The sequence below is a fragment of the Rheinheimera sp. MM224 genome, from assembly GCF_947090785.1.
Classification (GTDB): Bacteria; Pseudomonadota; Gammaproteobacteria; order Enterobacterales; family Alteromonadaceae; genus Pararheinheimera.
Genome location: NZ_OX352320.1, coordinates 1,481,372 through 1,505,320, shown reverse-complemented (window position 1 = coordinate 1,505,320; position 23,949 = coordinate 1,481,372). Strand labels below are relative to the sequence as shown.

At 45.7% G+C, this 23,949-nt stretch carries 41 protein-coding genes; 18 read left to right on the top strand and 23 right to left on the bottom strand.

Features of this window, described 5'->3' with window-relative positions; all coding sequences use genetic code 11:
- Window positions 1-5: 5 nt before the first annotated feature.
- Genes OM978_RS07200 through OM978_RS07185 form a run of 4 tightly spaced genes read right to left on the bottom strand, consistent with a single transcriptional unit; the run spans window position 6 to window position 2,859 of the window.
- Entirely contained in the window at window positions 6-782 is a 777-nt protein-coding gene (locus tag OM978_RS07200) for an ATP-binding protein (protein ID WP_264346165.1), read from the bottom strand.
- Window positions 775-1,782 (bottom strand): replication protein, encoded by a 1,008-nt coding sequence (locus OM978_RS07195; RefSeq protein WP_264346164.1) that lies wholly within the window; start codon window positions 1,780-1,782, stop codon window positions 775-777. Before OM978_RS07195 ends, OM978_RS07200 begins: the two co-directional genes overlap by 8 nt.
- Window positions 1,782-2,138, bottom strand: a complete 357-nt coding sequence (locus OM978_RS07190) for a hypothetical protein (protein ID WP_264346163.1) — start codon at window positions 2,136-2,138, stop codon at window positions 1,782-1,784. The genes OM978_RS07195 and OM978_RS07190 overlap by 1 nt, the downstream gene beginning before the upstream one ends.
- Window positions 2,125-2,859 (bottom strand): hypothetical protein, encoded by a 735-nt coding sequence (locus OM978_RS07185; RefSeq protein ID WP_264346162.1) that lies wholly within the window; start codon window positions 2,857-2,859, stop codon window positions 2,125-2,127. Before OM978_RS07185 ends, OM978_RS07190 begins: the two co-directional genes overlap by 14 nt.
- 71 nt (window positions 2,860-2,930) lie before the next feature.
- Between OM978_RS07185 and OM978_RS07180 the strand changes: the two genes are divergently transcribed.
- Entirely contained in the window at window positions 2,931-3,242 is a 312-nt protein-coding gene (locus OM978_RS07180; protein ID WP_264346161.1) for a hypothetical protein, read from the top strand.
- Between the two features lie 189 nt (window positions 3,243-3,431).
- Here OM978_RS07180 and OM978_RS07175 read toward each other — a convergent pair whose 3' ends face one another.
- Both OM978_RS07175 and OM978_RS07170 read right to left on the bottom strand, forming a co-directional pair.
- Window positions 3,432-3,722, bottom strand: a complete 291-nt coding sequence (locus tag OM978_RS07175) for a hypothetical protein (protein WP_264346160.1) — start codon at window positions 3,720-3,722, stop codon at window positions 3,432-3,434.
- A gap of 488 nt (window positions 3,723-4,210) precedes the next feature.
- The gene (locus tag OM978_RS07170; protein WP_264346159.1) at window positions 4,211-4,414 is read right to left on the bottom strand and encodes a hypothetical protein; all 204 of its coding nucleotides are present in this window, start codon (window positions 4,412-4,414) and stop codon (window positions 4,211-4,213) included.
- Window positions 4,415-4,647: 233 nt separating this feature from the next.
- Here OM978_RS07170 and OM978_RS07165 point away from each other — a divergent pair, with 233 nt between their 5' ends.
- Together OM978_RS07165 and OM978_RS07160 are read left to right on the top strand one after the other, a co-directional pair.
- On the top strand, window positions 4,648-5,280 hold the full coding sequence (locus OM978_RS07165) for a hypothetical protein (RefSeq protein ID WP_264346158.1): 633 nt from the start codon (window positions 4,648-4,650) through the stop codon (window positions 5,278-5,280).
- Window positions 5,281-5,485: 205 nt separating this feature from the next.
- Window positions 5,486-5,956, top strand: a complete 471-nt coding sequence (locus OM978_RS07160; protein WP_264346157.1) for a hypothetical protein — start codon at window positions 5,486-5,488, stop codon at window positions 5,954-5,956.
- Here the strand turns inward: OM978_RS07160 and OM978_RS07155 are convergent.
- The 3 genes from OM978_RS07155 to OM978_RS07145 are packed head-to-tail and all read right to left on the bottom strand — an operon-like array spanning window position 5,953 to window position 7,098.
- A complete protein-coding gene (locus OM978_RS07155) occupies window positions 5,953-6,297 on the bottom strand; it encodes a hypothetical protein (RefSeq protein WP_264346156.1) in 345 nt (114 codons plus the stop codon). The genes OM978_RS07160 and OM978_RS07155 overlap by 4 nt on opposite strands.
- Window position 6,298: 1 nt before the next feature.
- Window positions 6,299-6,796 (bottom strand): hypothetical protein, encoded by a 498-nt coding sequence (locus tag OM978_RS07150; RefSeq protein WP_264346155.1) that lies wholly within the window; start codon window positions 6,794-6,796, stop codon window positions 6,299-6,301.
- A 17-nt stretch (window positions 6,797-6,813) separates the two neighbouring features.
- Entirely contained in the window at window positions 6,814-7,098 is a 285-nt protein-coding gene (locus OM978_RS07145; RefSeq protein ID WP_264346154.1) for a hypothetical protein, read from the bottom strand.
- Window positions 7,099-7,408: 310 nt separating this feature from the next.
- On the opposite strand from OM978_RS07145, the gene OM978_RS07140 reads away from it, so the two are divergent.
- From OM978_RS07140 to OM978_RS07070, 15 genes are all read left to right on the top strand, one after another.
- On the top strand, window positions 7,409-7,735 hold the full coding sequence (locus tag OM978_RS07140; RefSeq protein WP_264346153.1) for a hypothetical protein: 327 nt from the start codon (window positions 7,409-7,411) through the stop codon (window positions 7,733-7,735).
- On the top strand, window positions 7,732-7,932 hold the full coding sequence (locus OM978_RS07135; protein WP_264346152.1) for a hypothetical protein: 201 nt from the start codon (window positions 7,732-7,734) through the stop codon (window positions 7,930-7,932). Before OM978_RS07140 ends, OM978_RS07135 begins: the two co-directional genes overlap by 4 nt.
- Window positions 7,929-8,267 carry a hypothetical protein gene (locus OM978_RS07130; protein ID WP_264346151.1) on the top strand — a complete coding sequence of 113 codons (339 nt, stop codon included), beginning with the start codon at window positions 7,929-7,931 and terminating at the stop codon, window positions 8,265-8,267. The genes OM978_RS07135 and OM978_RS07130 overlap by 4 nt, the downstream gene beginning before the upstream one ends.
- A 2-nt stretch (window positions 8,268-8,269) precedes the next feature.
- A complete protein-coding gene (locus OM978_RS07125) occupies window positions 8,270-8,500 on the top strand; it encodes a hypothetical protein (protein ID WP_264346182.1) in 231 nt (76 codons plus the stop codon).
- A gap of 148 nt (window positions 8,501-8,648) precedes the next feature.
- The gene (locus OM978_RS07120) at window positions 8,649-9,086 is read left to right on the top strand and encodes a DUF1566 domain-containing protein (RefSeq protein WP_264346149.1); all 438 of its coding nucleotides are present in this window, start codon (window positions 8,649-8,651) and stop codon (window positions 9,084-9,086) included.
- Window positions 9,087-9,126: 40 nt separating this feature from the next.
- Window positions 9,127-9,498, top strand: a complete 372-nt coding sequence (locus OM978_RS07115) for a DUF1566 domain-containing protein (protein WP_264346148.1) — start codon at window positions 9,127-9,129, stop codon at window positions 9,496-9,498.
- 32 nt (window positions 9,499-9,530) lie between these two features.
- Window positions 9,531-10,004 carry a four helix bundle protein gene (locus OM978_RS07110; protein ID WP_264346147.1) on the top strand — a complete coding sequence of 158 codons (474 nt, stop codon included), beginning with the start codon at window positions 9,531-9,533 and terminating at the stop codon, window positions 10,002-10,004.
- Entirely contained in the window at window positions 10,001-11,245 is a 1,245-nt protein-coding gene (locus OM978_RS07105; protein ID WP_264346181.1) for an RNA-directed DNA polymerase, read from the top strand. Before OM978_RS07110 ends, OM978_RS07105 begins: the two co-directional genes overlap by 4 nt.
- Before the next feature lie 60 nt (window positions 11,246-11,305).
- A complete protein-coding gene (locus OM978_RS07100) occupies window positions 11,306-11,944 on the top strand; it encodes a hypothetical protein (protein ID WP_264346145.1) in 639 nt (212 codons plus the stop codon).
- Window positions 11,941-12,396, top strand: a complete 456-nt coding sequence (locus OM978_RS07095) for a hypothetical protein (RefSeq protein WP_264346144.1) — start codon at window positions 11,941-11,943, stop codon at window positions 12,394-12,396. The genes OM978_RS07100 and OM978_RS07095 overlap by 4 nt, the downstream gene beginning before the upstream one ends.
- Entirely contained in the window at window positions 12,393-12,605 is a 213-nt protein-coding gene (locus tag OM978_RS07090; RefSeq protein ID WP_264346143.1) for a hypothetical protein, read from the top strand. The genes OM978_RS07095 and OM978_RS07090 overlap by 4 nt, the downstream gene beginning before the upstream one ends.
- Window positions 12,602-13,435: a Dam family site-specific DNA-(adenine-N6)-methyltransferase gene (locus OM978_RS07085; RefSeq protein WP_264346142.1), complete on the top strand. Its 834-nt coding sequence runs from the start codon at window positions 12,602-12,604 to the stop codon at window positions 13,433-13,435. Before OM978_RS07090 ends, OM978_RS07085 begins: the two co-directional genes overlap by 4 nt.
- Complete coding sequence (locus OM978_RS07080) at window positions 13,432-14,229, top strand: DUF550 domain-containing protein (RefSeq protein ID WP_264346141.1); 798 nt, start codon at window positions 13,432-13,434, stop codon at window positions 14,227-14,229. Before OM978_RS07085 ends, OM978_RS07080 begins: the two co-directional genes overlap by 4 nt.
- A 196-nt stretch (window positions 14,230-14,425) precedes the next feature.
- Window positions 14,426-14,803 carry a hypothetical protein gene (locus tag OM978_RS07075; RefSeq protein WP_264346140.1) on the top strand — a complete coding sequence of 126 codons (378 nt, stop codon included), beginning with the start codon at window positions 14,426-14,428 and terminating at the stop codon, window positions 14,801-14,803.
- A complete protein-coding gene (locus OM978_RS07070; protein ID WP_264346180.1) occupies window positions 14,800-15,288 on the top strand; it encodes a hypothetical protein in 489 nt (162 codons plus the stop codon). Before OM978_RS07075 ends, OM978_RS07070 begins: the two co-directional genes overlap by 4 nt.
- Here the strand turns inward: OM978_RS07070 and OM978_RS07065 are convergent.
- The 14 genes from OM978_RS07065 to OM978_RS07000 form a co-directional block, all read right to left on the bottom strand.
- The gene (locus tag OM978_RS07065; RefSeq protein WP_264346179.1) at window positions 15,285-15,881 is read right to left on the bottom strand and encodes an HK97 family phage prohead protease; all 597 of its coding nucleotides are present in this window, start codon (window positions 15,879-15,881) and stop codon (window positions 15,285-15,287) included. The two genes, OM978_RS07070 and OM978_RS07065, sit on opposite strands and share 4 nt — an antisense overlap.
- 55 nt (window positions 15,882-15,936) lie before the next feature.
- On the bottom strand, window positions 15,937-17,598 hold the full coding sequence (locus OM978_RS07060; RefSeq protein ID WP_264346178.1) for a terminase large subunit: 1,662 nt from the start codon (window positions 17,596-17,598) through the stop codon (window positions 15,937-15,939).
- Window positions 17,598-18,050, bottom strand: coding sequence for a terminase small subunit (locus OM978_RS07055; RefSeq protein ID WP_264346177.1), 453 nt, complete (start codon window positions 18,048-18,050; stop codon window positions 17,598-17,600). Before OM978_RS07055 ends, OM978_RS07060 begins: the two co-directional genes overlap by 1 nt.
- A gap of 7 nt (window positions 18,051-18,057) precedes the next feature.
- Window positions 18,058-18,384 (bottom strand): HNH endonuclease signature motif containing protein, encoded by a 327-nt coding sequence (locus OM978_RS07050; RefSeq protein WP_264346176.1) that lies wholly within the window; start codon window positions 18,382-18,384, stop codon window positions 18,058-18,060.
- Window positions 18,377-18,673, bottom strand: a complete 297-nt coding sequence (locus tag OM978_RS07045) for a hypothetical protein (RefSeq protein ID WP_264346175.1) — start codon at window positions 18,671-18,673, stop codon at window positions 18,377-18,379. Before OM978_RS07045 ends, OM978_RS07050 begins: the two co-directional genes overlap by 8 nt.
- A 62-nt stretch (window positions 18,674-18,735) precedes the next feature.
- Window positions 18,736-18,960: a hypothetical protein gene (locus OM978_RS07040; protein WP_264346174.1), complete on the bottom strand. Its 225-nt coding sequence runs from the start codon at window positions 18,958-18,960 to the stop codon at window positions 18,736-18,738.
- A gap of 61 nt (window positions 18,961-19,021) precedes the next feature.
- Window positions 19,022-19,282, bottom strand: a complete 261-nt coding sequence (locus tag OM978_RS07035) for a phage holin family protein (protein ID WP_264346173.1) — start codon at window positions 19,280-19,282, stop codon at window positions 19,022-19,024.
- A gap of 110 nt (window positions 19,283-19,392) precedes the next feature.
- Window positions 19,393-19,878: a hypothetical protein gene (locus OM978_RS07030; protein ID WP_264346172.1), complete on the bottom strand. Its 486-nt coding sequence runs from the start codon at window positions 19,876-19,878 to the stop codon at window positions 19,393-19,395.
- Window positions 19,875-20,420 (bottom strand): lysozyme, encoded by a 546-nt coding sequence (locus OM978_RS07025; RefSeq protein WP_264346171.1) that lies wholly within the window; start codon window positions 20,418-20,420, stop codon window positions 19,875-19,877. The genes OM978_RS07030 and OM978_RS07025 overlap by 4 nt, the downstream gene beginning before the upstream one ends.
- A gap of 3 nt (window positions 20,421-20,423) precedes the next feature.
- Window positions 20,424-20,693: a hypothetical protein gene (locus OM978_RS07020; RefSeq protein WP_264346170.1), complete on the bottom strand. Its 270-nt coding sequence runs from the start codon at window positions 20,691-20,693 to the stop codon at window positions 20,424-20,426.
- A gap of 317 nt (window positions 20,694-21,010) precedes the next feature.
- Window positions 21,011-21,763 (bottom strand): hypothetical protein, encoded by a 753-nt coding sequence (locus OM978_RS07015; protein WP_264346169.1) that lies wholly within the window; start codon window positions 21,761-21,763, stop codon window positions 21,011-21,013.
- Between the two features lie 2 nt (window positions 21,764-21,765).
- Window positions 21,766-22,029: a hypothetical protein gene (locus OM978_RS07010; RefSeq protein ID WP_264346168.1), complete on the bottom strand. Its 264-nt coding sequence runs from the start codon at window positions 22,027-22,029 to the stop codon at window positions 21,766-21,768.
- Window positions 22,017-22,502, bottom strand: a complete 486-nt coding sequence (locus OM978_RS07005; protein ID WP_264346167.1) for a hypothetical protein — start codon at window positions 22,500-22,502, stop codon at window positions 22,017-22,019. Before OM978_RS07005 ends, OM978_RS07010 begins: the two co-directional genes overlap by 13 nt.
- Window positions 22,503-22,580: 78 nt before the next feature.
- Window positions 22,581-23,777 carry a tyrosine-type recombinase/integrase gene (locus OM978_RS07000; protein ID WP_264346166.1) on the bottom strand — a complete coding sequence of 399 codons (1,197 nt, stop codon included), beginning with the start codon at window positions 23,775-23,777 and terminating at the stop codon, window positions 22,581-22,583.
- Window positions 23,778-23,949 lie beyond the last annotated feature (172 nt).

The following is a 23,949-nucleotide window of genomic DNA, read 5'->3' as shown; positions in this document are numbered from 1 at the left end:
AAACATCATACTGGCCCGTTTTGGCCGCGACCAGCAGAGTGGTTAAGTCCTGTTCTGTGTGATGGCCAGTTAAAATTCACAACAAAGCAACTTTGAAAAATACGGTCGTAAATCCGAGCCTGCAGCACGTCATGTAGCTCTGCTGTATTGAGGTTAGAGATTAAAATGGTGCGGCCTAAGTTGGTGATCCGCTTGTCCAGAAGTAAGTTCAGCGCACCTTCTGCAAAAGCACTTTTTGAACCTAAATCCACTTCATCCAAAACCAACAAATCAAGCTGTGTAAATTCCTCAAGGATCTGCTCCTCGGTTTGTTTAGCGTTCTTGTTCATTGTTGCCCGAAGCTTTGCCTGGTATTCAGCAACGCTAATCACAGCTGCAGATAAACCTCGTGCGATTATTTCTTTGCATACAGCTGATGCTAAGTGGTTTTTCCCAGTGCCGGTTTCACCACAAAAAACCATATGACGAACACCATCGCGCCTGTGGAATTCCTGCAGGTAGGCATTACATGAGTAAACAGCCTGCTGCTGCGCTGGTATCTTCACTTCAAAATTACCTAAGCTGCATTGCTGGTGAAGTGGACGAATGCCATCACGCTTCAGCAGGTTTTCAATTCGTTGCTGGCGTTGCTTCGCCATAACCACCTCAGTGGCTGCAGCCTGTTCCTTGCGCTGAAATTCCAGATATTGATCCGGGGAAAAAGCAGGTTTTAAACCACGTTCTTTCATGATCTGCTGCACTTTAGCGCTGATTGTAGCGGTGTATTGCTGTGAGTTACGCATGAGTTATCAGCTCCCCTTTTTCGTTAAACTGAGGAACGCAGTTCTGTTGGATGTGCTTATCCCAATCTCCAGCAGTTCTTACCTGACCATCTGCGCCAATGGTCTTTGGTTGGGGTTTCTGCATGGATTCTTTGAGCTTATTCCGGATATCACATAGCGTTGCCCAATGCCGACGAACGGAACTTGGGGCCATACAGTTTTTCCGCCAGAACTGATCAGCCTGGGCGATTTTGAAAAGCGTTAGGATGTGCTCTGGCTTGCGGTCATCAGCAGTGCGCATCATTCGAACGTCATTACATTTCTTTGCCAGAGCTGCTGGTTTTGGGGGTCTGTAATCCTCCCCTTGCCATACTGCTAAAACTGATTCCATCTGATTAACCACATCCAGATCTATCTGAGCACCCCAGTTCTTCCCTTTCTGAATAACAGCATTTGGCTTAGTGATCGTCTCGTCGTCCGCTTGCGGCGACGAAGGTAGATCTATTTCTTTAGTTCTTTCTTTAGTTCTTTCTTTACTGCTGGAGCAATTGTTCCCGTCAACTGGAGCATTTGTTCCATCTGACTGGAGCATTTGTTCCACCTGCTGGAGCAATTGTTCCCGCATCGAATTTGCTGCTTTTGCTCTTTTTTCTGACTTGCCGTCAGTCATCACCCAATCACTGATCACTGGATTAGGACCAACTAAACCCTGTTCGTCTTCCCATATCATGTTTCTGTCGATCAACGACTTCTTAGCCTTACTAATCGACTTAACGCAGTAGACAGATTTGGCTGCAAGATAGGTGTTTGTCAGGCCCCATACTTTGCGTTTAAAGCCGTAGGTGTGACGAATTATCAACAGCAACACACTCAACTCAGAGCCAGACAAATCTGTGGCGCCAGCTGCATCCATTAAGGTGTTAGAAATCATCGTGTAGCCGTCTTCAATCTGAGCTACCACAGGACGCTCCTTCTGCTTGCGATATTTAGTTAAATCAGCTACATTTTGCGGCATGGACATTAAAACCTCGTCGTAGTGGTTAGTGTTCTGGAAAGCCCTGTTAGCGCAGGGCTTTTGTTTTTGTGGAAGTGAATGAGTAGAACTATCGAATGTGGATTAGGGATTAACCATGGTTTACACATACACGCTAAAGCAGGTAATAAAAACAGCCTACCCGCAGCCAAAAACACATAGCTCAACCAGGCAGCTTGATGCAGGACATACCATTGAGGCTTCTGACGGTAACTGGTATCACGTAATATCAGTGCAGCATAAGAACAACCAGGCACAGCTAAACGTGGGTCCAGATGGAATGGACGCAGAAGAAGCAATACTGCTGGCACAACAGCATGGGCTAATAGACTAAACCTGTTCATCAGCTCCTCCACTGCAAGCTTCAAAATAGGCGTCTACTACGTCTGATTTCAGCAGTACTTTTAAATCAGCCAGCGAAGTAAGCAGCATTGCAAATACGGCATCTTTGTAGCTGCAGTTAAGCCTTAAAGAATCCCTATCTCTTTGAAATATTTCAATCTGAGCCTCAGTGGCCTGAATAAAGGCAACCTGAGTACACAGAATAGGTATCGACACCAGCAACAGCTTTCCTGTTCTAGGATCAAACATAAATTGAACGCACTGCCCTACCGACCGCTTTAAGGTTGTGCCAGTATGAATATCCAATTTGCAGAAAGTTTTTTCATCATAAAAATCTTCCGGGTCTGCGCTAATCAGTTTCCTTTTATTCGCTAAATATTCTGAACGCCTGGTAAAAGACTTCACGTTAATTTCATCAATCTGCGTTTCACTTAACAAACCTAAAACTTCGCCAAGGACATCGCTAAGCAGAAATGCAGACTCCAGCGCCACTTCAAAACCAGTATATGCAGGCAGATCCCACATCACGGAATGATTTGGTCTGTGGCCTGTTAGCATTGGGCCACCCAAAGCGACTTGAATAGCCGCATTAATACGCTCGGGTAAATCAGCAATAGTACGTGATATGCCGTGTGCGTTTTGTGGGATAGTTCTCGCCCAGGAATTACGAATGCTTGCGTTAACAGAATCAAACATCGGATTTGTCTTCACTTTTTCACTCATTGCAGACCTCCCATAAGTGAACTATGTTCTTTATTCAGAAACAGAAAGCTATTCCACGATTGGAGGCGCTTATGGACCGCAAACCCTATTACCTTGACCTTTACCGCAAAGTGCTGGAAGAAGCCCGTATAGGCTATACGCTGGCGATTTTTGGCGACCACCTGGCTGCACAGCAAGGCTATGAAAAACACACAGGCCTTGATGCCGTGCATTACTTCCTGATGCAAAAGCACCACTGGACCCGCGGCCAAATTCAAGCCATGACGCAGGCCGATATTCTCTTTGCTATGTCTGAAGAGTTTGAATTGTGGACCATGCCCGACGATGCTAGGCAGGTTCTGGCTGATGTGGCTGAGCATCACTTCTCACCCTCGAGTAATTGAAGGTTTTGCTCCAGCAGGTATGCCCACGCAGCCGTAACGACTAAAAGCACAACTGTAGCGGCAATGAACAGCCAAGCTAGCAGTGTCGACTGTGGTGGGAACATGGGCATAAAGCCGAACAGAAACACCAAATACGAACACCAGGTAGAGAACATGGTGCACTTGCGGCTGAATAGGCGCTGCATAGCTCTACGTGTTTGCATGAGCTGTTGCTCCAATACGCGCCTGCCCTGTTGGGCCTTGATCAGGGGACTTGGCCTCTAGAACAGCAATACTTTCTCGCTGCAAAGCTTCAGCGTTAAATAGCTGACGCAGAATTGATAAGTTGTTGCACTGTACTTTCATGCTCTCAGTGCTTTCGTCACCAGTGATCTTTTCTGTTTTAACCAGCAGTTCCTTGCGAACCTGAGCCAGCAACTCTTCGAGCTTCCAGCCAGTTGGATTATCAGCAGACATTAATATCGGTGTTGAGGTACTCATGATCAGTTCCTGTTGTAGTGTTTGTTATTCGCCACCCTGGGTGCCTCCCAGTGACTGGTTACATCATTACCAGTCGGTTAAGTCGGCCATCTAATGAACCCCGTGCGCTTAGCCGGATTAGCGGCGAATAACGTGCTTGTCTTCCCAAGCTGCCGAGCCGTTTAACAATCCGTTAAACCCATCAGGGTTAATGGACTTGTGATGCAGCACCGAAGGTTTGACTGGCTGAGGCATCTGCTATCAGCCCCCAGCACCAGCATCGGTAAACACTCTTACAAAAGCGCTTACCGATGCTGGTCAAAACCCACCGTTCAGTCGAACTTGCTGCGTGTTTTCGTTCCTGCAGATGCTGCTGCAAAACAAAGTAGATTCCGGTACAGGCTTACCGCACCAAAGGCAAGTGCACTGTTGAATAACGTCCAACGTGAAGCTTTGCAGAGGTACGGATAGGTCCGTTAATTGTGAGTCAGCTGCTGATGATGTTGAATTCATGCAGCACCTCTCGTATCAATCTCTGGATTTAGGTGGCTAATTAATCGCTGCGCCAAGTCGTGATCAATTTTTTTGGTTTTGTTCTTAGCGAACTTCCAAACCTTCAAATAATCAACGTTCAATTCCTCGCACGTTTTCCTGAGCTTTCCACGGATTTGCAGCATGGAAGCCAAAACACCTCTTAATTCTGAAACCGTCATATAAATATCTCTCTGAAAACAATCAGACTAAAAATATACGATAAATATCGTATTAGCAACTTTAAGATCCATTTATTCTCTTTTTAGATAATTACGCAGGCAGGGTTAAGACTTTTCATTCGGCTGGTTAGGTCGCAACACAGGCTATGAAGTCAGACTAGTTGTAATGCTGTCGCCTATTGAGGTAATTTAGGATTTATAACAACTAACAAGTTCAGTTAAAGGGGCTGAAAATGCAGGTAAATAAACTAATCTATATAGCTTTAGGTCTGCTCATATCCGGGTGTTCAAGCACTGATAATTCAGGGCCATGGAGAGCTTCAGTAACCGCAGATAGGTTTACCGATGAAGTAGAGTGCTTTGTTTCAGTAGCAGAATACTGGGGCGGGGATTATCTATATACAAGGCAAAATCACTACTACCCATACATTCAGAAAAAAGATGGTCAGCTTAGGGTCGGATTGCGAAGTGGTGGAAAGTTTCCCATACCTGTTGGTGATGTGAAAATACGTATAGATCAGAATAAAGCATGGGACATTACAGTGAGCGAGACCCCCGCCGATCTCAAATCAATTGGAAGTGCAATGTCACCGGATTACGTAAACACTTTAACGGCAAACATGGATCAGAAAACTAAGGATATGGTTGAAAGCACGATTAAAAACCAACAGCAATATACAGCTCAGATGCTTTCTACATTTACGGCCGCTACTGATAGTAAAGCTGAACAGATATTGAAAGAACTACTTAGCGGTAAAAATATGATTTACCAAACAGGTGGCCTACCAGGACTTAAATCTACAGTTGGGGAAGTTCAGTTAAACAGCAGCCTCCAAAAAGCACTATCTGATTGTGGGATTAATTAATTGAAATAACTAAATCACCGTTGCGAATTAGGGTTACTTAATTCGCAAATTATCCTTTAAAAGAATATTACCACTCAGAATCAGCTTAATATCCTAAAACCCTCTTAAAACATCTATTTTAAATGACTTTTTCGCCTTTTTAGGTTTATCTTGTTTCCTTTTAGATATATATTTGGATTCAGTAAATAACACTGATGGTAATACTATGCACAAGCGAGTACAGGACGTTGTAATAACTAACGTATTGCAAATACTTGAAAGCGTTGGAAAGAATAAGTCCAACTTTTCTGAGATGTGCAAAGAAAATGGAATTAAAATCGATAAAAGCATTTTCACCAGGCACGACAACGGACAAGTCATGGGAATGGATAAACTCGATGAAATGGTGAAAGGCATAAACTTATACGAAGAATATAAGTCGGTAACGGCTGCTGACCTACTAAACCCTGATTTGTTGGCTAAGTCAGGGTCAGAACCTAAGGCGCAAATTGACGCAGCAGACCTTAAGAACGTTATGGCAAAGTATCTTATAGACCTGCACGAATTGAGTTGGTGCAGCCTGAAATCTGATATGTCTTTAGAAACGATAACTGATTTTGCTGTTCTGACTTTTAAAAACTATGGTTTCGAAGTGGTTAAAACGAATTTAAAGCTGAGTACAGATAAATCTGCTTAACCTTTATTGGTCTCAGCTTCTGGTCGTAACAAGTGTATTTTATTTGCGCCTTCCTCTGATCTAGATATTACTTCCATAATTGAATGCTCATAGTCTTCACTATATTTCAGAGCGTTTTCCTGAAAATTCTTTAATGCTATCGCCTTAGATATGCTGTCAGGTGAAGTAATTAATTCGCAGTACTTGATAATCATGTAATGAGCTCGATTGCCCATATTTTTTTCAGCGATCCGCTCAGGGCTTTCGTTAAGGTTTTTCTCTGATTTTATTAGAGCTAAACCAAAATAAGCAGAAAAGAAAAGTACTAACACTATTAAAAATGCACTTATTAAAATATCCATTTTATGCAGCCCTCCTTGACCTACTACACATCTGATAGAGATAAATCCATACAGCCACAGAAGCCCAAACCTTAACAGCTAATAGCCCAAACTTAAAAAGCTCACTGGTGAAATTAGTTTCAAAAACTACTCTATCGAAAAACCTTACAACATTAAGCGCTACCATCATCAAAAGCCATAAAACTATCGGTTTAGAAAACCTAGATACTTGGATTGATGCCTTTATATGGACCTGATAGATGAAGAAAATAGTTAACAAGCTGAGCATTGAAAATGCTGGATACCATACTAGCCTGGCTAACTCTCTATCAACCTCGCTTAGGCTAAAAAGAATTGGGGTGAAAACTAAGTTCACTAAGTCAGCGACTGACCAAGCAATTAGAGTTGCTTTAAATGACAGATCTCTAACCAAAAATACTGCCGCAAAGGAAGCCGCTAAATAAGACAGCCAAGTTACGCTATTTATGGCCATCAGCAAACTTTCAATTTCACCCCACATATTGACCCCTCTATAGACTATTTAGGTTTTGGTGGCTCTATACCTGTGTTAAAAGGCGCCACCTTTGGCGGCTCAATGCCTGTGTTATTAGTTTCAGCTACCGGCTCATCATCTGGCTCTGTAGGTTCATTTGAAGTAGCAGATAAGTTTAAAGCCTCTTGGCTCAGAGTCACTTTGTCTACGCTAGATGTCTGAGTTGTCACTTCAGCTGCTGATTTCACTTCTACACCGTTGTTTACAGAGCTTAGTTGTGAGCTATAAGCAGCTGTCGCTAACGAATCGTTAAGGCCAATACCGTTCATGATTATCTCCATTTAGAACCAAGTGTTACGAACTAGAGCAATAATTCCACTAATGTAAAATTAATACCAGTCAAAAAACTTTATATTTTTATCACTTGGCACAACTAATAAGAGAATAAACCCGGTATTTTTCCAAATCCTCGTGAAACAAAATCCTATAACAACCTTCACTTAACAACTTCTACCCAATATAGCTAAATAATTGGCCATGTAAACCCCTAAATTTCTTTTTCGATATTTATTGTTGCTTTTTCGATATTTTTATCTATATTGGTATCGTATTAGATATTTTATCGATAAGGAGACAGCTATGTCAGTCTTAACAAAAACCACCCACCGCCGCAAACACGCTATGGAAGAGCTGCATTTGTTAAGCCTGCGCTTCCGTTGCTTTATGAGTACCTATGTTGATGTGAGCCAAGACCCGAAGGTTAAGGCCACGCAGCAGCGCCTGCTCAACCAAATCAAACGCGCACTACCAAGCCCAGAGTTTCAGGCCAACTACATGGATCACATGGGAACGATTGGAACAGACGGCCGCTTTGCTTTGCACATCAACGACGATATGACGCATTGCACTGTTTTGCGCACCAGCACTCTGGCCAATGTTCACCAGTTCTTAAGAGGTGGTGCATGAGCAATTCAATGGTTATGGAGGCACTGCTGCATGTATGCGCTGAAATGGGCGCGGTTCCTCACTGCAGCGCAGGCTTCACAGATTTAGTAGCAGAGAAAATTGAGGCGAACGGAGTAGCGGTTTACGACCTGACTGTTGGCGACTTAATGCATGCCATTGAAGTATCGAAGCAGCAATTTAACGGTGAAGCAGCATGAGCGCAGTTCAGACAGCACAGATATGCCCTACTTCGGTTTTTGCTGTGTCGACAGATTCAGAGCTGACGCTGCAACAACGCACTGTCATTTACCTGATAGACCAGAACTGCATTAACACTGAAACCGTGATTGGTATCGGCGCCATTAAACGCCTGGGGATTTTCCACAGTCATGCTCAGGCCGTTTACCAAATTAACGAACTGGCTGATAACGGCTGGCTGTTGGTACACGAGGGATGCTTTAAGCCTTCACCAAAAGCAATCAACTGGTTGGTGGCAAATGGCGTTCGACGTATCGGGCTTCCACAACAAAACACCACTACGACGGAGTTTTAACCATGTTCGCTGTATTCGGTATCGACCCTAAAAAAGTGAAAGAGAAAGCCCATAAGCAGGCTCTGGCTGTTGTCGGTAAAGCGCAGAAAAAGGCGAAGGATACAAAGGGTAAAACCAAGGTTCCGGCTGTTGAAGTGGTGGAAGCAGAGCTTTTAACAAAATTGCTTGAGTCTACCCCCCCATTCGCGTCAGCCCCGAATACAGCATGCCGACTACGTGCGAACAGTACATAGCCATGGCAGAGAAACAGGGCTTCATCCGGTGCGCTGTGTTTATCAAAGCACCAGCCGTATCGAAAGACAAAAGAGGCCGCAGCAAAACCGTGCAGCGTTATGTGCAGTTTGTGCCGGGCAATGATTATCAACTGAAAGGTTCAACACTATGAATTTACATATCACATGTGAAAAGGGTGCAACGTTAAACATCCACTTAACTGCTATCGGCTCTCCAGCTGCTGACGCTCCCGCTGCCACTGCTTCAGTACTTGAGCCAGCCACAGGCCTTGAGTGGAGCAAAACACTGTTGGACGGCGAGAAGGTGAACTTCGAAAAAGCCGAAAAGGCAGTGGCCGATTTAGGCGAAGGCTGGCGCCTGCCAACCCGCGAAGAACTGCTAACGCTGGTCGACTTAGAGCGCCACGACCCATGCATTGATACCAACAAGTATCCAGACACTAAAAGCACCTGGTACTGGACTGCTACTCCATGCGCATGGCGTCCAGAGTCTGCCCGCTGGGTGGTCGGTTTCGGCGACGGCGTTGTCTACGGCAACGGCATCAACTACTACGCGTGCGTCCGTGCGGTTCGCGGCGGTCAGTAGTTTCTGTTTTTTGATTTAACCAACCCAGAAGGAAAAACCAATGTCACGTTTTACTAAAAGCGAAGATGGCAAAACAGTAGCAGACACCTTAACAGGTCTGGTGTGGAGCCAAAACACAGTGGCGAGTGATGTCACTTTTGAAGATGCAGTAAAGGCTGTTGAGGCCTTAGGCGAAGGCTGGCGTTTACCTACGGTAGACGAGCTGCAAACCATTGTTGACCGCACCAAATACGACCCAGCAATCGATACAGAAGCTTTCCCAGATACAGAAAGCGACTGCTACTGGACAAGTACACCATGGGCCAGACGCCCAGAGTCTGCCCGCTGGGTGGTCGGTTTCAGCAGCGGCCTTGTCGGCGGCTACGACGTCTACGACTACGCGTGCGTCCGTGCGGTTCGCGGCGGTCAGTAACTTTTTGTCTTTTTGATTTGTGAGTGAATGCTATGACGGCTAACAGAAACGGATTACCAGAAATTGCTCGTAAGGCAGAAAGCCTGGCTGTTGCTATTGAAAACGCAGTCAGGGGTTTTGCCAAGTACAACAAGTATGCGATCGGAGCAAACCTGAGAACAGCAGTGATGCTGGTTGTTCAGGTATGCAACCGCGCCTGGCGTGACCGTAGCCGTCAAATTCACTGGGTAAACGAACTAGTTTGGGTGATTGACGAACTGAAAGTAGTTTTACAGCTGGCCAAGCAGCTGCATGCGTTTAAAAGCTTCAATCAGTTTGAAGTGATTATTCGTGCAGCTGATGATTTAGGCCGCTGTGCTGGTGGGTGGAAACGCGCATTGCATGATAAGGGCCAGAATTCTGCTGTGTCACAGCAGGAGCGTGCTCAGATACTGAGTGACCGTTACGCCTCTCAATCGGGGCCAAAACATCGGCAACATTGTGCTACCCAAGGGGATGTGCAATGACGCTTCAAGCTAACGGTAACAAGTCTGCCCGCTGGGTGGTCAATTTCAACAACGGCAATGTCAACAACAACGACATCAACAACAACGCGTGCGTCCGTGCGGTTCGCGGCGGTGAGTGTCAGTGTAATGAAGTCGTTTCTCTCCAGCAAATTTATAGCGCTTGGGTAAAGGCCCGTAAAGGCAAAAAACCAAGCGCAAACCAGCTCCATTTCGATACCAGCTGGTCAAGTGGCTTACTGGAATTGCAGCACAGCATTAACGACTGTTCATGGCAGCCAAAGCAAAGCACCTGCTTTATTGCGGCCCGGCCAAAAGCCCGGGAAATACACGCGCCTGATTTTTCAGACCGTGTTGTGCACCATTGGCTGGTACCACAGCTGGAAAAACTTTGGCAGCCGGCGTTTATCTACGACAGCTATGCAAACCAAACAGGTAAAGGCTCACATAAAGCAGTTGAGCGTTTGCAGCAGTTTATCCGGCAGGTACCTAAAGCATTTTACCTGCAGCTGGATATTCACAACTTCTTTAACTCAATCCATCGCCCTACGCTGTGGGCCCAGTTAAAAACGAAGCTGGTGAAATCTGGTGCATCCAACCAGGTGATGCATGCCACTCACGCCCTATTGAAAAACCACCCGCTACAGCAAGGTGTTAGATACCTGTGTTCAGATGCAGAGCGCGCCATAGTGCCAATGCATAAGCGCCTTGAAAACTCAGCACCTGGTTGCGGCCTACCTATTGGCAACCTGAGTTCGCAGTTCTTCGCAAACGTCTATTTGAACGAGCTGGATCAATTCGTTAAACACACTTTAAAAGCCAAGCGCTATCTGCGTTACGTGGATGACTTTGTGATTATCCATCACGACAAAGCCCAGCTGCAGCGCTGGCAGGCCGAAATAGAACGCTTCATTGCTGAGAAGTTAAAACTCAAGCTGAAGCCGGATATTAAGCTGCGGCCACTTTCAGACGGTATCGACTTTCTGGGTTATGTCTTAAGACCTACCCACACACAAACACGCCGTCGTGTAGTGACTCACTTCCAAGAGGCGCTGGCCAGCTTTGAAAATCAGTTCGTCACCTCTGATGTAATCACCGCAACGCCAGAAGATATCCGGCATATTCGCTCTGTCGTTGCCAGCTACACAGAGCCATATCAAGCAATCGAACAGTACCAGGCTGATGGGCAAGATTCTGGACCGTTATCCGTGGATCAGCTCAGTCACAGTAAACCGCAAGTTTGATTACCGGCTCGAAGGTCAGCTGGTTGAGATAAAGACTAACAATGTTCAGAGGTTAATTTTATGACCAGTTGCACTTTTGAGCGCTTTACCAAAGATGTAGAGCTGCACCAACTAACGGTTCTTAAAGATGATGGGCTTTATCGTCATTTAAAGGTAGCAAAGCCAAACACCAATAGCATGCACTACAACATCACAACATGGCCTGGTTACCTTTGCATAAGTGGCGATATGGGTTGTTTTACTTTTTACCGTTTGACCGACATGTTTGAATTTTTTCGTGGTACGCCTGGTTCAATAAACCCGACTTACTGGGAAGAAAAGGTTCAAGCAGGAGCTGGTCATTCTGGCGCCAACGCTATCACCTCAGAGCCTGATTTCGACGCATACGAAACAAGGCTTAAAGAATACCTTGCTGAGTTTGTAGAGAGTTTAGACCCGCAAGACGAAAGCGAAGCTCAGAGAATTGAAGAAGCAACGGATGCCGTGAAAGACTTCATTAACTCTTACGAAAGAAGTGAATATGACGTTGCATATCGCATAAACGATTGGGACAGCTCAGATGCTGGCGGTATGGAGCTTGTCGACTTTTGGGACGGTGGCTTAGACAAGTTTCGCTTTCACTATATCTGGTGCTGCTACGCCATTGTGCATGCGATCCACATGTACGACACGCTGAAAGCTGGTGAGGTGGCAGCATGAAAATGACTGATGACGAATTAATTCAATCGATATGGCTGTACCAGTTAAAACAGATGGCAAAGCGCGTAATCACTAATTTTGTTGGTGGAAGATATGCGGTAAATGACGCTGATAAAGGAGAGCGCTTCAGCCATTTCTTTTACTCGTCCTATATGTGGGGTGGTGAGCTTGCCAATATCACAACCAGGTTAAGTGAAACCCAACGCCGCAAGCGAGTGTACAAGCTAATAGAGCTAGGTCGACTGCAAAAGCATGACCGTAGCTTTCATATAGATAGCCCTGCAGCCAGAGAAGCTTACGAGTCCGCCAGACAGTTTTGGCTTAGCAAAGGCGTGCCAGTTTTTGTCTATGAAGTCACACCACCAGTGCCACTAAGCGAAAGTGAGCGATTAACCATTGAAAGCGAATGTGTGGAATTTTTACTAAGCAAATATGGCGAGGTTTTAGCATGAAACGCCCAGTTCTATTGGTTGCCATCGGCATTGCCGGATTCGCCGCGGTAATAGTGATTGCCGTCTACCCTCGCCCTGTGTCTACCAGAGCGGAATACTGCGCCGAAGAAATGGTAAGCCGCAAAGTAACGAATGATCGCCTGGTTGAATCACGTAATTGTGTAAGTTGGGTCGGCTGGCCTATTGAAGTCAGTGAGGTGGCAAAGTGAATGCACCACAACCAGTAATCAATCGCCCATTCCTGAAATGGGCAGGCGGCAAAGCAAAATTGGCAGCAAGGATCAGCGCTATTCTTCCAAAAGATCAGTGCCTGGTAGAACCGTTCGTTGGAGCAGGTTCGATTTTCTTAAACACAGATTATGACCACTACATACTGAGTGACATTAACCCGGACCTGATTAATACATTCGCACAACTGAAACAGGCACCAGCAGCTTTTATTGCAGATGCTGCAGGGTTCTTTGGGCCGGCGAACAACACAGACGAGCAATTCAGGTTGCTTAGAGCTCTGTTCAATTCGACTGCGGATCAGTACGAAAAGGCCTTGCTGTTTGTTTATCTGAACCGGTTCTGCTTTAACGGCCTGTGCCGCTATAACCAGAGCGGCAAGTTCAATGTGTCTTTTGGTAAATACAAAGAGCCCTACTTCCCTAAAGCTGAATTGGCTGCGTTCGCAAGCCGCTTAGACAGAGCTGAGGTGCTATGCCGCAGTTTTGAAGATGCATTCACCAACTTACCCAGTGACTGCGTTGTGTACTGCGATCCGCCTTACGTGCCACTTACCAGCACAGCAAACTTTACCAGCTATTCAGCCGGTGGTTTTTCGCTAGCTCAACAACACCAGCTGGCAAAACTGGCAATGGCCTGCAAGGTCCCTGTGGTTTTATCCAACCACAACACGCCCGAAACCCGGGCACTTTATTCAGGCGCCACACTGCAATGCTTTGACGTTCAGCGGAACATTTCCCAGAACGGCCAAAACCGTGGCAAAGCAAAAGAACTAATCGCATCGTTTTTTCCTCAGGAGCAAGCAGCATGAGCCAATCCATTGAAATCTACGAAAAAGAACTTGAGCAAGAGTTCGGTAGCGGCAGTCAACGTGAAATGTACCTGCTGGCAATCATAAGAGCACTTAAATCAGAGGCTGAAGTGCGGGAACTTAAATCTCTGGTGGATGCTTTAGCTGCTCAAGCCGAAGTAATGCGTGGAGCAATGACCAATGCTGTAAATGTGATTGATCTCATTCCAGAGGGACAAGCAGCGGCAGTTTACCAAATGGAGGCAGTTTTAAGGAGTTCTCCTGAACAAGACCTTGCCGCCCACGATGCGCAAGTGTCGGCAAAGGCTGTTAGTGAGTTTATTAGCTGGGCAACAGTCAATGTCGACCCTGAATTTGCTGAGTGGCAGGACTTTGCAGATAAGTATGCTGCTGAATTGACAGGTAAGACTGATATTAGTCAGTTACTGGAATCCCACGATGGTTACCCGTTGATTGCTCACTTAGTCCGGCAAATAGCTTTCAGCCAAAAAGCTTTTGGCCCCGGTCTTCGCACAGGTGGAATCCTTGACCACATAGCCAAGGAACTGAAGGAAGTGGCAGAAAAACCACACGACCTCAGCGAATGGATCGATGTTGCGATGCTGGCTTTAGATGGTGCATGGCGCCACGCGATTAGGGATGGAGTATCAGACGAAGAAATAGCTGAACAGGTTGTTGATACGCTACAAGCCAAACTCGTAAAGAATGAAAAGCGTGACTGGCCAGACTGGCGGTTGCTGGGTGAAGACAAAGCTATTGAGCATAAACGTGATCAAGAGGCAGGTGCAGCATGAACATATTCCTTTGGGCTTTGGCCCTGATATTGATGTTAGTAACCGGCGTTATCGCTATCTGGATGCACAAATATTCACGCATCAGCCAAAGCAAGCGCTTTCTGAGCAGCATTGAACGCTGGACGTTTTACGGAGTGATAGCCATCAGTGCTGGATCTGCCTTTTTTGTGTTCCGGCTTTTCCCGTGGGGTGCAGCATGAGCTTGGAAAAAACAACCCCAGTTTCTGTTTTGCTGGTCTGGCTTTCAAACCAAAGGCTGGATGCAACTGTAGAGAAGAAAGCTCAGGGCCAGTTAGAAAACGCACTTACTGAAAGTGGCTATTCATTCGTTCGTGAAAAACGCCTGTCTGAAAGCGATATCGTTGATTTTTACTTAACTATTGACGGCTGCAACGTTGCTTTAGAGCTGAAGGCAAAAGCTCAGCGCATGCGGATATACCGCCAACTTGAGCGCTATGCAAAACATGAATCTGTGGACGCTGTAGTACTGCTTACCGCAACAGCTATGCAATTGCCTGCATCTATTGAAGGTAAGCCAGCGTTTGTATCATCGATGGGAGCCGGCTGGTTATGATAAAAACTTACGGTAAGTTAAGCTTGGTGGATAACAAATGGATCATGACAGCCATTCCGCCTCATGTAGCAATAAGACTAAAGCATTTATTCCCACGGATCCCGAAGTGGCAGTCAGGCGAATTCACCTTTCCTAACGACTCAGCACACTGCGCTGATCTGTCGTGGTTCCAGCAGCGCTACCCTATGCAGATGTCATGCAGCGATAACATAACTCTGAACAATGGCCGGATTAGTTTCGAAAATACTCAGGCTCGAATGGAAGTGATACTGCGGCCGGATTATAAGCCTGCGGATCGCCATGGTTTAAAAGAAGGGCAACAGATCCGGCAGTATCAGGGCCAAGCTATAGATTTAACGCTGGCGCGGTTAGCTCTTTTGCTGGGTGATGATGTTGGCCTTGGTAAAACCTACACGACAGCTGGCTTGCTGCTCGAAGCTGGTACCGTGCCAGCTGCTGTCGTCATGCAAACCCACTTACTTTAAAACCGTTGTGTACGACGAAATTCAGGAGTTGCGGACCGGTACCAAGAGCGGCAAAGGCGAAGCTGCAAAACTACTATCTGATTCATCACAATACAGATTAGGGCTATCTGCCACACTTTAATTGAGGTAATAGTGGCTTCTGCATTCGCTGCAATAGTCACGAGTGAGAGTTCAAGCCATTCCCACTTATGAAAGTGGATGCCGCCATTGTCGAGGAAACTGTATTCAATAGGCCGGAATCCAATAGACAGGCCTCTGACGAGTTTATGCTTAATAGACTGCCAGGCTTCTTCTAAGCGAGCGGCCAACGCTGCTGGCTTCTCGATCATCGGTATGCTGCCTTTGATTTCGATGCCGTTTTTTGTAGCCTTAGCGGTAAGAACAATACCTACAGGTTCAAAGCGTCTGTGGTGCCAAAGCAAACTGACAGGCAATGTATAAACGCCCATAGGATCAACAATATCATTCATCCGGTCCGTGGCTGGAGTTGTGGCAATACCGAAGAACTCGCGCTTTTCGTCACTGATTTCTTTGATGGTGATAACGCTGTGAACAAAATCAGTCTTTTCAGCAAGTTCTTTAAGCGTATTCATGTTGTTTCTCCTGAAACAAAAACCCGCCGAAGCGGGTTGTCATTCAAACTGGGTATTAGCCAAGCACAAACATCTGAAATTTCTGTGTTGCAGATTTTGGATTCAAAGCCATCAGTGTTACGGCATTAAACATTGCCATCAATGGGTCAATTTTTGCTGATCCAGAAGCTTGTTTTGTAATAAGTATTGAGTTGGCCCTTGGCTCTATTCTGGCGTTACTAACACACCAAGCCATTAGCGGTTGATTCGCTGGTTTAAAGGAGCCGTCAGCTAACCAGCGCTCAGCTGTTTTAATCGCTGACCCAAGCTTCCAACCCTGGCTAATGCCAATGATTTTATCCTGAGGTATGCCGCGTTCTTCTAACTTATCCAGTATTGAACCGAGGCCAGCAGGGTCAACCCCTATTTTATCAAGTAAACCGGACGCATAGATTTGCTCAGCTATGTCCGCCAGCTCTTCGATATCGTCACCAACCCTCTTCACTAGTGTGAGGTCTTTTGCTTTTGCAAAATCCTTGAGAGTGGGTGCAATTTCTTTTCGGCGCTCTAAAACTGAAGGGTGGGCCCATGCATACCCCCAACCCAGCTTATTCTGAGTTTCTTTACAGCGACCTATTGCATAAGCACCTAATAAGTCGTCCAACCCGCCGCCATCTATACCGAGATCAATAACTTCAGAACGACTAATTAAATCAGCAAGAGTGCATGGTTCCACTGACTCCTGCCAAAACTCGGAGCCAGCCCAGCGATCTGTACGTAAATTCAGGCCGATTTCGACATTAAGATGCTTGGCCAAGAACACCTGCAGCGTTCCATCATCTTTTTGCTGCTTCTTGATCAGCTCGTCTTTAATCCATTCTTTCGATACAGAACGGCCTAAATTTGGGTTGGTAATGTAGAAATTTTCAGGCTGAAGATAAGCTTCAGCTTCGACCATATCATCAGGAAATTCGTAAATCACAGGCAATGACTTCTTGTCTATGATCAAACCGTCACGGACATCCCTGAAATACTTCAGCCTGTCTTTAAATACGCCAGCTGGCGGTTTATCACTTTGCGTTGTCAGATAGATGATGAAACCTTCATCACGTGATACCTGGCCACCTGTAGCTTCCATTAACATAGATTCAGCATTTGCTTTGCTTCCAAACAGCCAAAGCTCGTCAATCAGGATGCGGCCAGCCTTTTTACCGGAAACCGTATCTGTATCAGCCGCCACAACTTTCAAAGTGTTTTTGTAAACCCGATGCGTGATGGTCCTTATATGGTCCTGCACGTTGAATATATCGGTTAACTCTTGATCAGCTCGGATCATTGCAGCAGCTGGCTTAAAGCTGTTGTCAGCAATTTCCTTTGTCGGAGCAATGATTAAATGCTCTTCTTCTTCACGCCAGCACAAGATGAGCGCTGTTAGCATCACAGCTGCGGCAACGGTTGATTTTGTGTTTTTCTTCGATATGAGAAGGAAAAACTCTCTGATCAGCTGATTGCCGGACTCAGCGTCATATGCACCGAAAATAGCAAGCACAAAATCGAAAACCCATTGCTCACTACATTCGCCAAATGTTGGTTTACCAGGTAAATCCGGTATTCTGAGTTCTTTGAATATTTGAAGAGCAGCTTCGCCTTCATCCTTAAATATGGGTGGAGGTATGATCGAGTGCTTTCGTTTAAGCTTTTCTGCCCAATCAGGGCATGAAGTTGACCAATCGACCATTATTTAACAACTTTTAAAGGCGGTCGAACCGGAGAGAATCTGCTAACCGCTTTTTTAGCAGCATCATCTTTACTAGCCTTAACACCTTTATCAGCAACTTTCCCATGCACGTAGGGCATTAAGGTTTTAGCTGCATCGACACGCATACTGATATGTTCGCCCGGGTCGTTCATCACAGCTTTTAGGAAGTCCTTCGGGTCGCTGAACATTCTGCTTAAATCTGGAAGGTTTAAAGGTATTCCAGACTCAACTGCTTGCTGTTTTGCTGCTTCAACTATCTTTTTACGAGATATATGAGCCAGCACGTCAGGATCTTTCATTAGCCTGCTGGCAGCTGACACTGCAGTTTTTTCGCTGTAGCCAGCGAGTATTGCAGCGCCTTTGTGATTAGAGTCGAATTTACCTGACAATATGGCATCAGCGAATTTTCGCTTTTTGTCTGTTAATGCCATAGATCACCTAATTCTTTGTTATGCCAGCATCCTTCAAATCTTGCTTTGTTTTTTGTTCGTGACAGGTATCCTTGCCGCCACAGCATAATATTTGGCAGTTTTGCTCCAAATCTTCGCCACCTAATACCAGTGGCACTTTATGATCCAATTCAAAACCGGATGGATAATCAACCAGGCGACCGCACAAAGCGCAGTGCGGATCTTTCTTCCACATGTTAAATCTGCGGTTTTGCAGGCGACGGCCTGTAATGCGGTTGTCTTTTGTAGTTGTGGTTTTAATAACCTTTGCCGCAGAAGAAGAAAGCCGCGGCTGCAGCATTTTTAATTTAGCCATCAAGGGAAGCCGGCTCAGCTAAACCGTCTGCATCGTTCATTCCGGCAATTTCATCAACAATAGCCATATTGCTGTCAGCCAATTTGTTGATCGCATCAGTCTGCTTACTGATAGCGTCTATCAGTGGCTGCATCGTTGGGTGGTGTAATTCGACCACCGTATCAGCATCAACTATAAGGCAAGGAAAGCCAGTGAGGGTTTGGACATGGTTCTTAATCGACGCCATCCGATCTGGACTTAACGGCTGGTTTAACTTTATTACTAATAAAGGCTTTTCTGGTTCGTTCATACGCTATTTTGCTCCACTTAGCTAACCACTTGCGTCTTTGATCACAGCCAGAGCAACTGAACTTAATCATGACAATCCTTTAAGTACTCTACCGTTACTTTTCCTTTCAGCTTTCTGCTGTAAGCTTCATCTTTATTGCGATGCTTCCGAATTGGAGAAGGGAAAAATTTGACTATTCCAAGCTGGCTATCTGCATAAAAGACTTTTTCTATCAGGTTGCCATTTACGAAAATTTTTCTACGACCTCTACCATCATCTGGTGTATGGATGTGAGGCATAGTTTTCATAAATGACCTTTGAATAGGTGCCCAGCATCCTGCCGGGCAAGCGACGCTTCTCAGCGTGGCCTTAAACTGGAGAATTTGGTTTGAAAACACTCATTCTAGCCGCATGATATTCATCATCCTGCCGCTTTTTCTCTGCTTCATTCTTCTTGCGCTGATTCCACACCTGGTATTGAACAATGCCTAATCCAAGTGTCACAACAATACCAATCAGTAACGCAATATTGTTTAATGAAAGAAGTCCACCAATGGCTGTTGAAATGGACGAAACGTAACTGGCCAGTGTGGTTGACTTGTCCATAATTGCCTTACTTATCGCGTTCATTGGCTTGAGCCTCCCGCCACAGGCGGTATCGCTGCACATCCGAGTTGCATAGTTTTAAATCAGTGATCAGCTGCAGCGTATACCGATGATGGTCAAGATTAGTTGAACCACTAAAGGGCCGAGTTGGGCAGCCCGAGCTGAGGAAATTCGCTGGCGGTAAAAGCGTGACTGTTTTTGTCACTGTCACCGTACGAACTTCGACTGGCGGTGTGGAGCAGTTGCAAAGCATCAGGAGGCAAAGAAGTACTAGCCCAAGTTCGTGTAATTTCATCGGGTGATACCTGCAGTTTGTTCGAGTTCGTTTGCCAGTCTTGCTGTTCACCCACCAAGAACTGGCTTTCTTGTTCGTGCCCGGCATTTAAGCCGGCTACAAATTCAGCTTCGCCTTTCAGCCCAGAAACCTGACCATTCAGAAAATCAACATCAGAAATCAGGCCCTTCACTTCCAACTTATAGTTGGCCAACTGAATAACCTGTTTATCTACAACTGCGCTTTGTGCCGTTAATTCTGAATCCAGAACGGCAACAGCAGCACCTAAACCAACTAAAGCCAGAGCGGCAATGCCTAATAACGAACCAGTTAAACTAATTTTCATGGCTGTAAATCCCTGAGGCACACAGTTCGCTCTTTTGCACGGCGTGTGCGTAGACCGTTAGAAACCTTTCCGTTTATCTTGATCCATGCCAGTAGCTGATCGCATGCTTGATGCCTCATGCCAGCATTGAGATAAGTGAGTATTGTTGAAGGTTTGCCATTTCGAAGAACAGCAAAGCCATCACGCCCAGGACGAATACCATCTTTACGTCCATAGCCAACGTTATAGATAAAACTGGTATATGCAGCATGTTCGCCATCGGATAGTGGCACTTTTACTACAGAAAGCATTTGACGCTCTGCTTCAGCAATATCAATCGCAAGTTTGTGCAGACATTGCTGATATGAATAGGTTTGACCTAATTTTACTTCCGACCCCGTGTGTCCAAAGCAACTGGTAGGTATATTTGCAGGATCCAAATAAACTGTACTGTGTTGCCCTTCCTCAGGCCCTCCCTCAGAAGGGGCAATCAAAAAGTAACCAGAAAAAGCAGCGGCAGCTGACAAACCCAGTGCCAGCAACGCTCCTTTCAGGTTTTTCATAATCTAGCTGGCCGCCAGAGCTACACCATGACTTGTGTGCTTAATGTGATCGATAGTCTTGCCTTCCGAATTTTCAACGTAACAGTGCTGAAAGTCCTTTTCATCTTTGGACACGTTGTAGGCAACACCATCTACTTGCACCATTGATTCGAATAAAACCACTTCATGACTACCGTCTGGACGCGTGTAGTTTTGATAGCTTTTGGCACATACAACGGTGTTGCTTAGTGCCCCGTTTTCAAACGGGTCTTTAAAAAATCTGAGTGTGAACATGTTTACTTACCTATTTAGTTAATTAAATGAAAAAGCCCCAGGCAAATGCTTGGGGCTTTAGGGGCAGAATTTATTCAAGGCAACAAAAAACCCGCCTTGTGAGCGGGTTTCTGTCAACAGGCATAACTCTGCGACTATGGGAAAAAGTACCCTAAAAGTTTTCAACTGTCAAATTGAAGGCTAAAACAGCTGATGTTAAGGGTTAACAATTTCCTGTTTAGGGATATTTTCTGTGCGTGTGGAGGGGCGCGGTTTCCGTTTAGACGTCCATACGCCTTTTTAAAGCCCCCCCACTACCTATAGTGGAACGTGTAAATTTATAACTGGTCGGTGATATGCTTTGCGGCATCAGCTGCTTTGGAAGCATGCTGATGAAGTGAGTCGACGACATCCATATAACTGTCGTATTGACGCTTGACGAAGGTGTTGTATGAAACCTGTTCGTTGCTTGGCAGCAACTCTGTCAGCTGATGGTGGACACTGTTCTTAGATGATATCTGTCGGCCTACACCATTGCATCTAGGGCAATCGCTAATGATGTCACCTGAAGCCATGCTTTCCTTTAAATCGGAAGCATCTTTTTCTAATTTGCTAAGGTTGGCTTCTGTAACCATCAGCATGCCAGTTTCAGGAGATCCATCATTAGTATGAGCAAACGGAGAGACATTCCATCGATGGCCTTGAATCTCTTCTTTTAACTTTCTTTGCTCCACCTGGTTCTTAAGCAGCAGTTTGCTTTTATCGATACTGCCAACACCTTTACAGCATTTGCAAGCAGGGCTATCAATTACCTCACGAGCAGCAACCTCAGCTAATGCGAACGAAGTAGCGTCGGACATACCAGACTTCAACAAGCACTCATAGACAGCCGCCACAACCTTTGCCCGGGCAACAGTATCACCGGCTATCTGTGCATCCAGTATTGCACTACCAACGGGCTGGCAACGCTGTACCTGACCTATGATGAATAGCTTCTCTTCCTGAGTGGTTGAAACCATACCTGGTGAACGAGGTTCAGCACTTATGCTCTTTGCGGCTTGGCTGGCGTATAAACGTTCTGGACTTATCATAGCTATTTACTCCGCAAATTAATGAACCATTTGTAAGCATAAATACTGGCAACAATGCCAATAGAACCACCAAACCCACTGCATATAAACGCCAGCACAGGATCAGTGGTGTTTGCTGAAACCCTGCTAAATACAAACTGGCATAAAGTAATACCCCAACTGATCACAAAGGCTTTTGCCACCTGTTGATCGCGAACTATCTGACTGCTTAAACCAAGCAGGAAAACATTAAAGAAAGTAACTACGAACAGCACTAAGAGCTGCATGGTTGAACACCACAATATTCAAACTGTCCACGGCCTTTAGCTTTACCATTCAAAGCAATCATTGCAGCATCGCGTGTATCAGCGTTACTGGTGCCAACCCAGCCTGTGTAGCGATTAAACTGAGGTGCTTTATAAGCCTTACCACTCATTGCTTTAACCAATGGATTAACCATATTCACAATGAGACCTGCTTCAGTTAATGCCTCATATACTTGAACTGCAGCCAACTTGGCAGCACCAATGTTCTGAGCAATCCTCAGCATCTGATTGCGGTTTTGCCCAGGCCTTTGAATAACCGGCTTAAAGGCATTGATATCTTCCAGTTTAATCAGTAGCTGGTGCTGGGTGGCCTCCATGGATAACCGTTGAACCAATGCGGCAGTCGTCATGCTCATAAGATCAACTATCTTGCCGTTACATACCCATGCAACCCCATGCTTCTTACTGTCCGGATCAATCCCAACTACCAACATGACTTACCCCTTTTCCTAATTAGTAATGTTCATGTATTACAATTCTTAATCGCGCTGCAAGCCTTGCTGCATATCGCATTAAGCTGCTTTGCTCTGAGCGTCAATGCCTGTGCTTGGCCTACATGAAAGAAGCCAGTTGTGATACATATTCAGCGCAGCCAACTTCACATCGATAGCACCTGCTTTTATGTACACAGCATCCAGACCCTTTGGTTTGTGGTTCAGTAAACGCTCGCCTACCCAGTAATCAATGCCGAGCTCTGCCCAGCTGCTTCTGGCGAATTTACGCAAATCGTGAGCGCTCCATTTACCCTTGCCTGCTTGCCTTACCCACCTCTGAGCCTGACCTGCAGTCAGTGGATAACCTTTATGCTCAAACAGGTTTCCTGAGCGGCTGCCAAAGTGCTGCTGGTACTCACTCAGCAGCTCAAACACTGCTTCAGTAATTGGCAGCACGTGGCTATCTTCGGTTTTGGTTAGCTCAGCAGGAATGACGATGCGGCGTTCTTTAAGTTGAATATGCGACCACTGGAGGTTTCTGGTTTCACCAATGCGGGTACCAAACATGATCATAAACAGCAAGAACATGCGTAAAGGGTTAGGCTGATTAAACAGCTGCTCTATCACCAGGTCTCTGTCAGACACATGCAGCTTTGCCTCTTTTGGCTTGATGCGTTTTGTCACATGCTCACCAAATACAATGCCTAACATCGGGTTTCTGGTGATATATCCAAGATCCGCAGCACGTTTAAAGGCCGGCTTTAACGTGTAGAACATATGCTTAATCGTCGACGCTTTTAACGCTTCAGCCTGCAGTGGTAAAAACAGTTTTTCATCAATCAGTTTTTTATCCAGTTCACACAACCGGATGCTGCCAAGCTTCGGGATCAGATGACAGTCCATGTGGCTTTTAATGGCTCTCTTCCGGCTTAGCGCTTTAAACTTCTCAGCCTGGCATCTGTCGCGGTACCAGGCTAAAAGCTCCCCTACTGTGTCGAACTTATCAGCGGAAACAACTTCAGAGCGGTTAATTCTTTGAAGGGTATCCGGCACCATAGCCACTGCATCTTTCGTTCTCAGCGTTGGCCAGTAGCCAAGGCGGTGGCGTCTTTTCGTACGCTTCTCATAGCGGACTAAATACCATGTGCCCTTCTGACGGCTTTTGTGAAAACGAAACGCCAAAGGGTGACGCTGATCACGCAGTTCGCCTACATCAGCATCAGCTGCATACCGGGTGATAGCAGCATCAGATATAACGACAGATAACGACTGCATCAGACCCCCTGCTTAAACAGCTTTTTATTCCGGTTTAACGCTTCAACCATCCGCCCGCGCTCTGGTTCTGGCATTGCTGCCAACTTTCGGTCTATTTCAGGCTTTGTCATGAGGTTGTTTCGCCAGCTATGGAGCCAAAGGCATGCAACCTTATTTACTGCCTCTGCTTCAG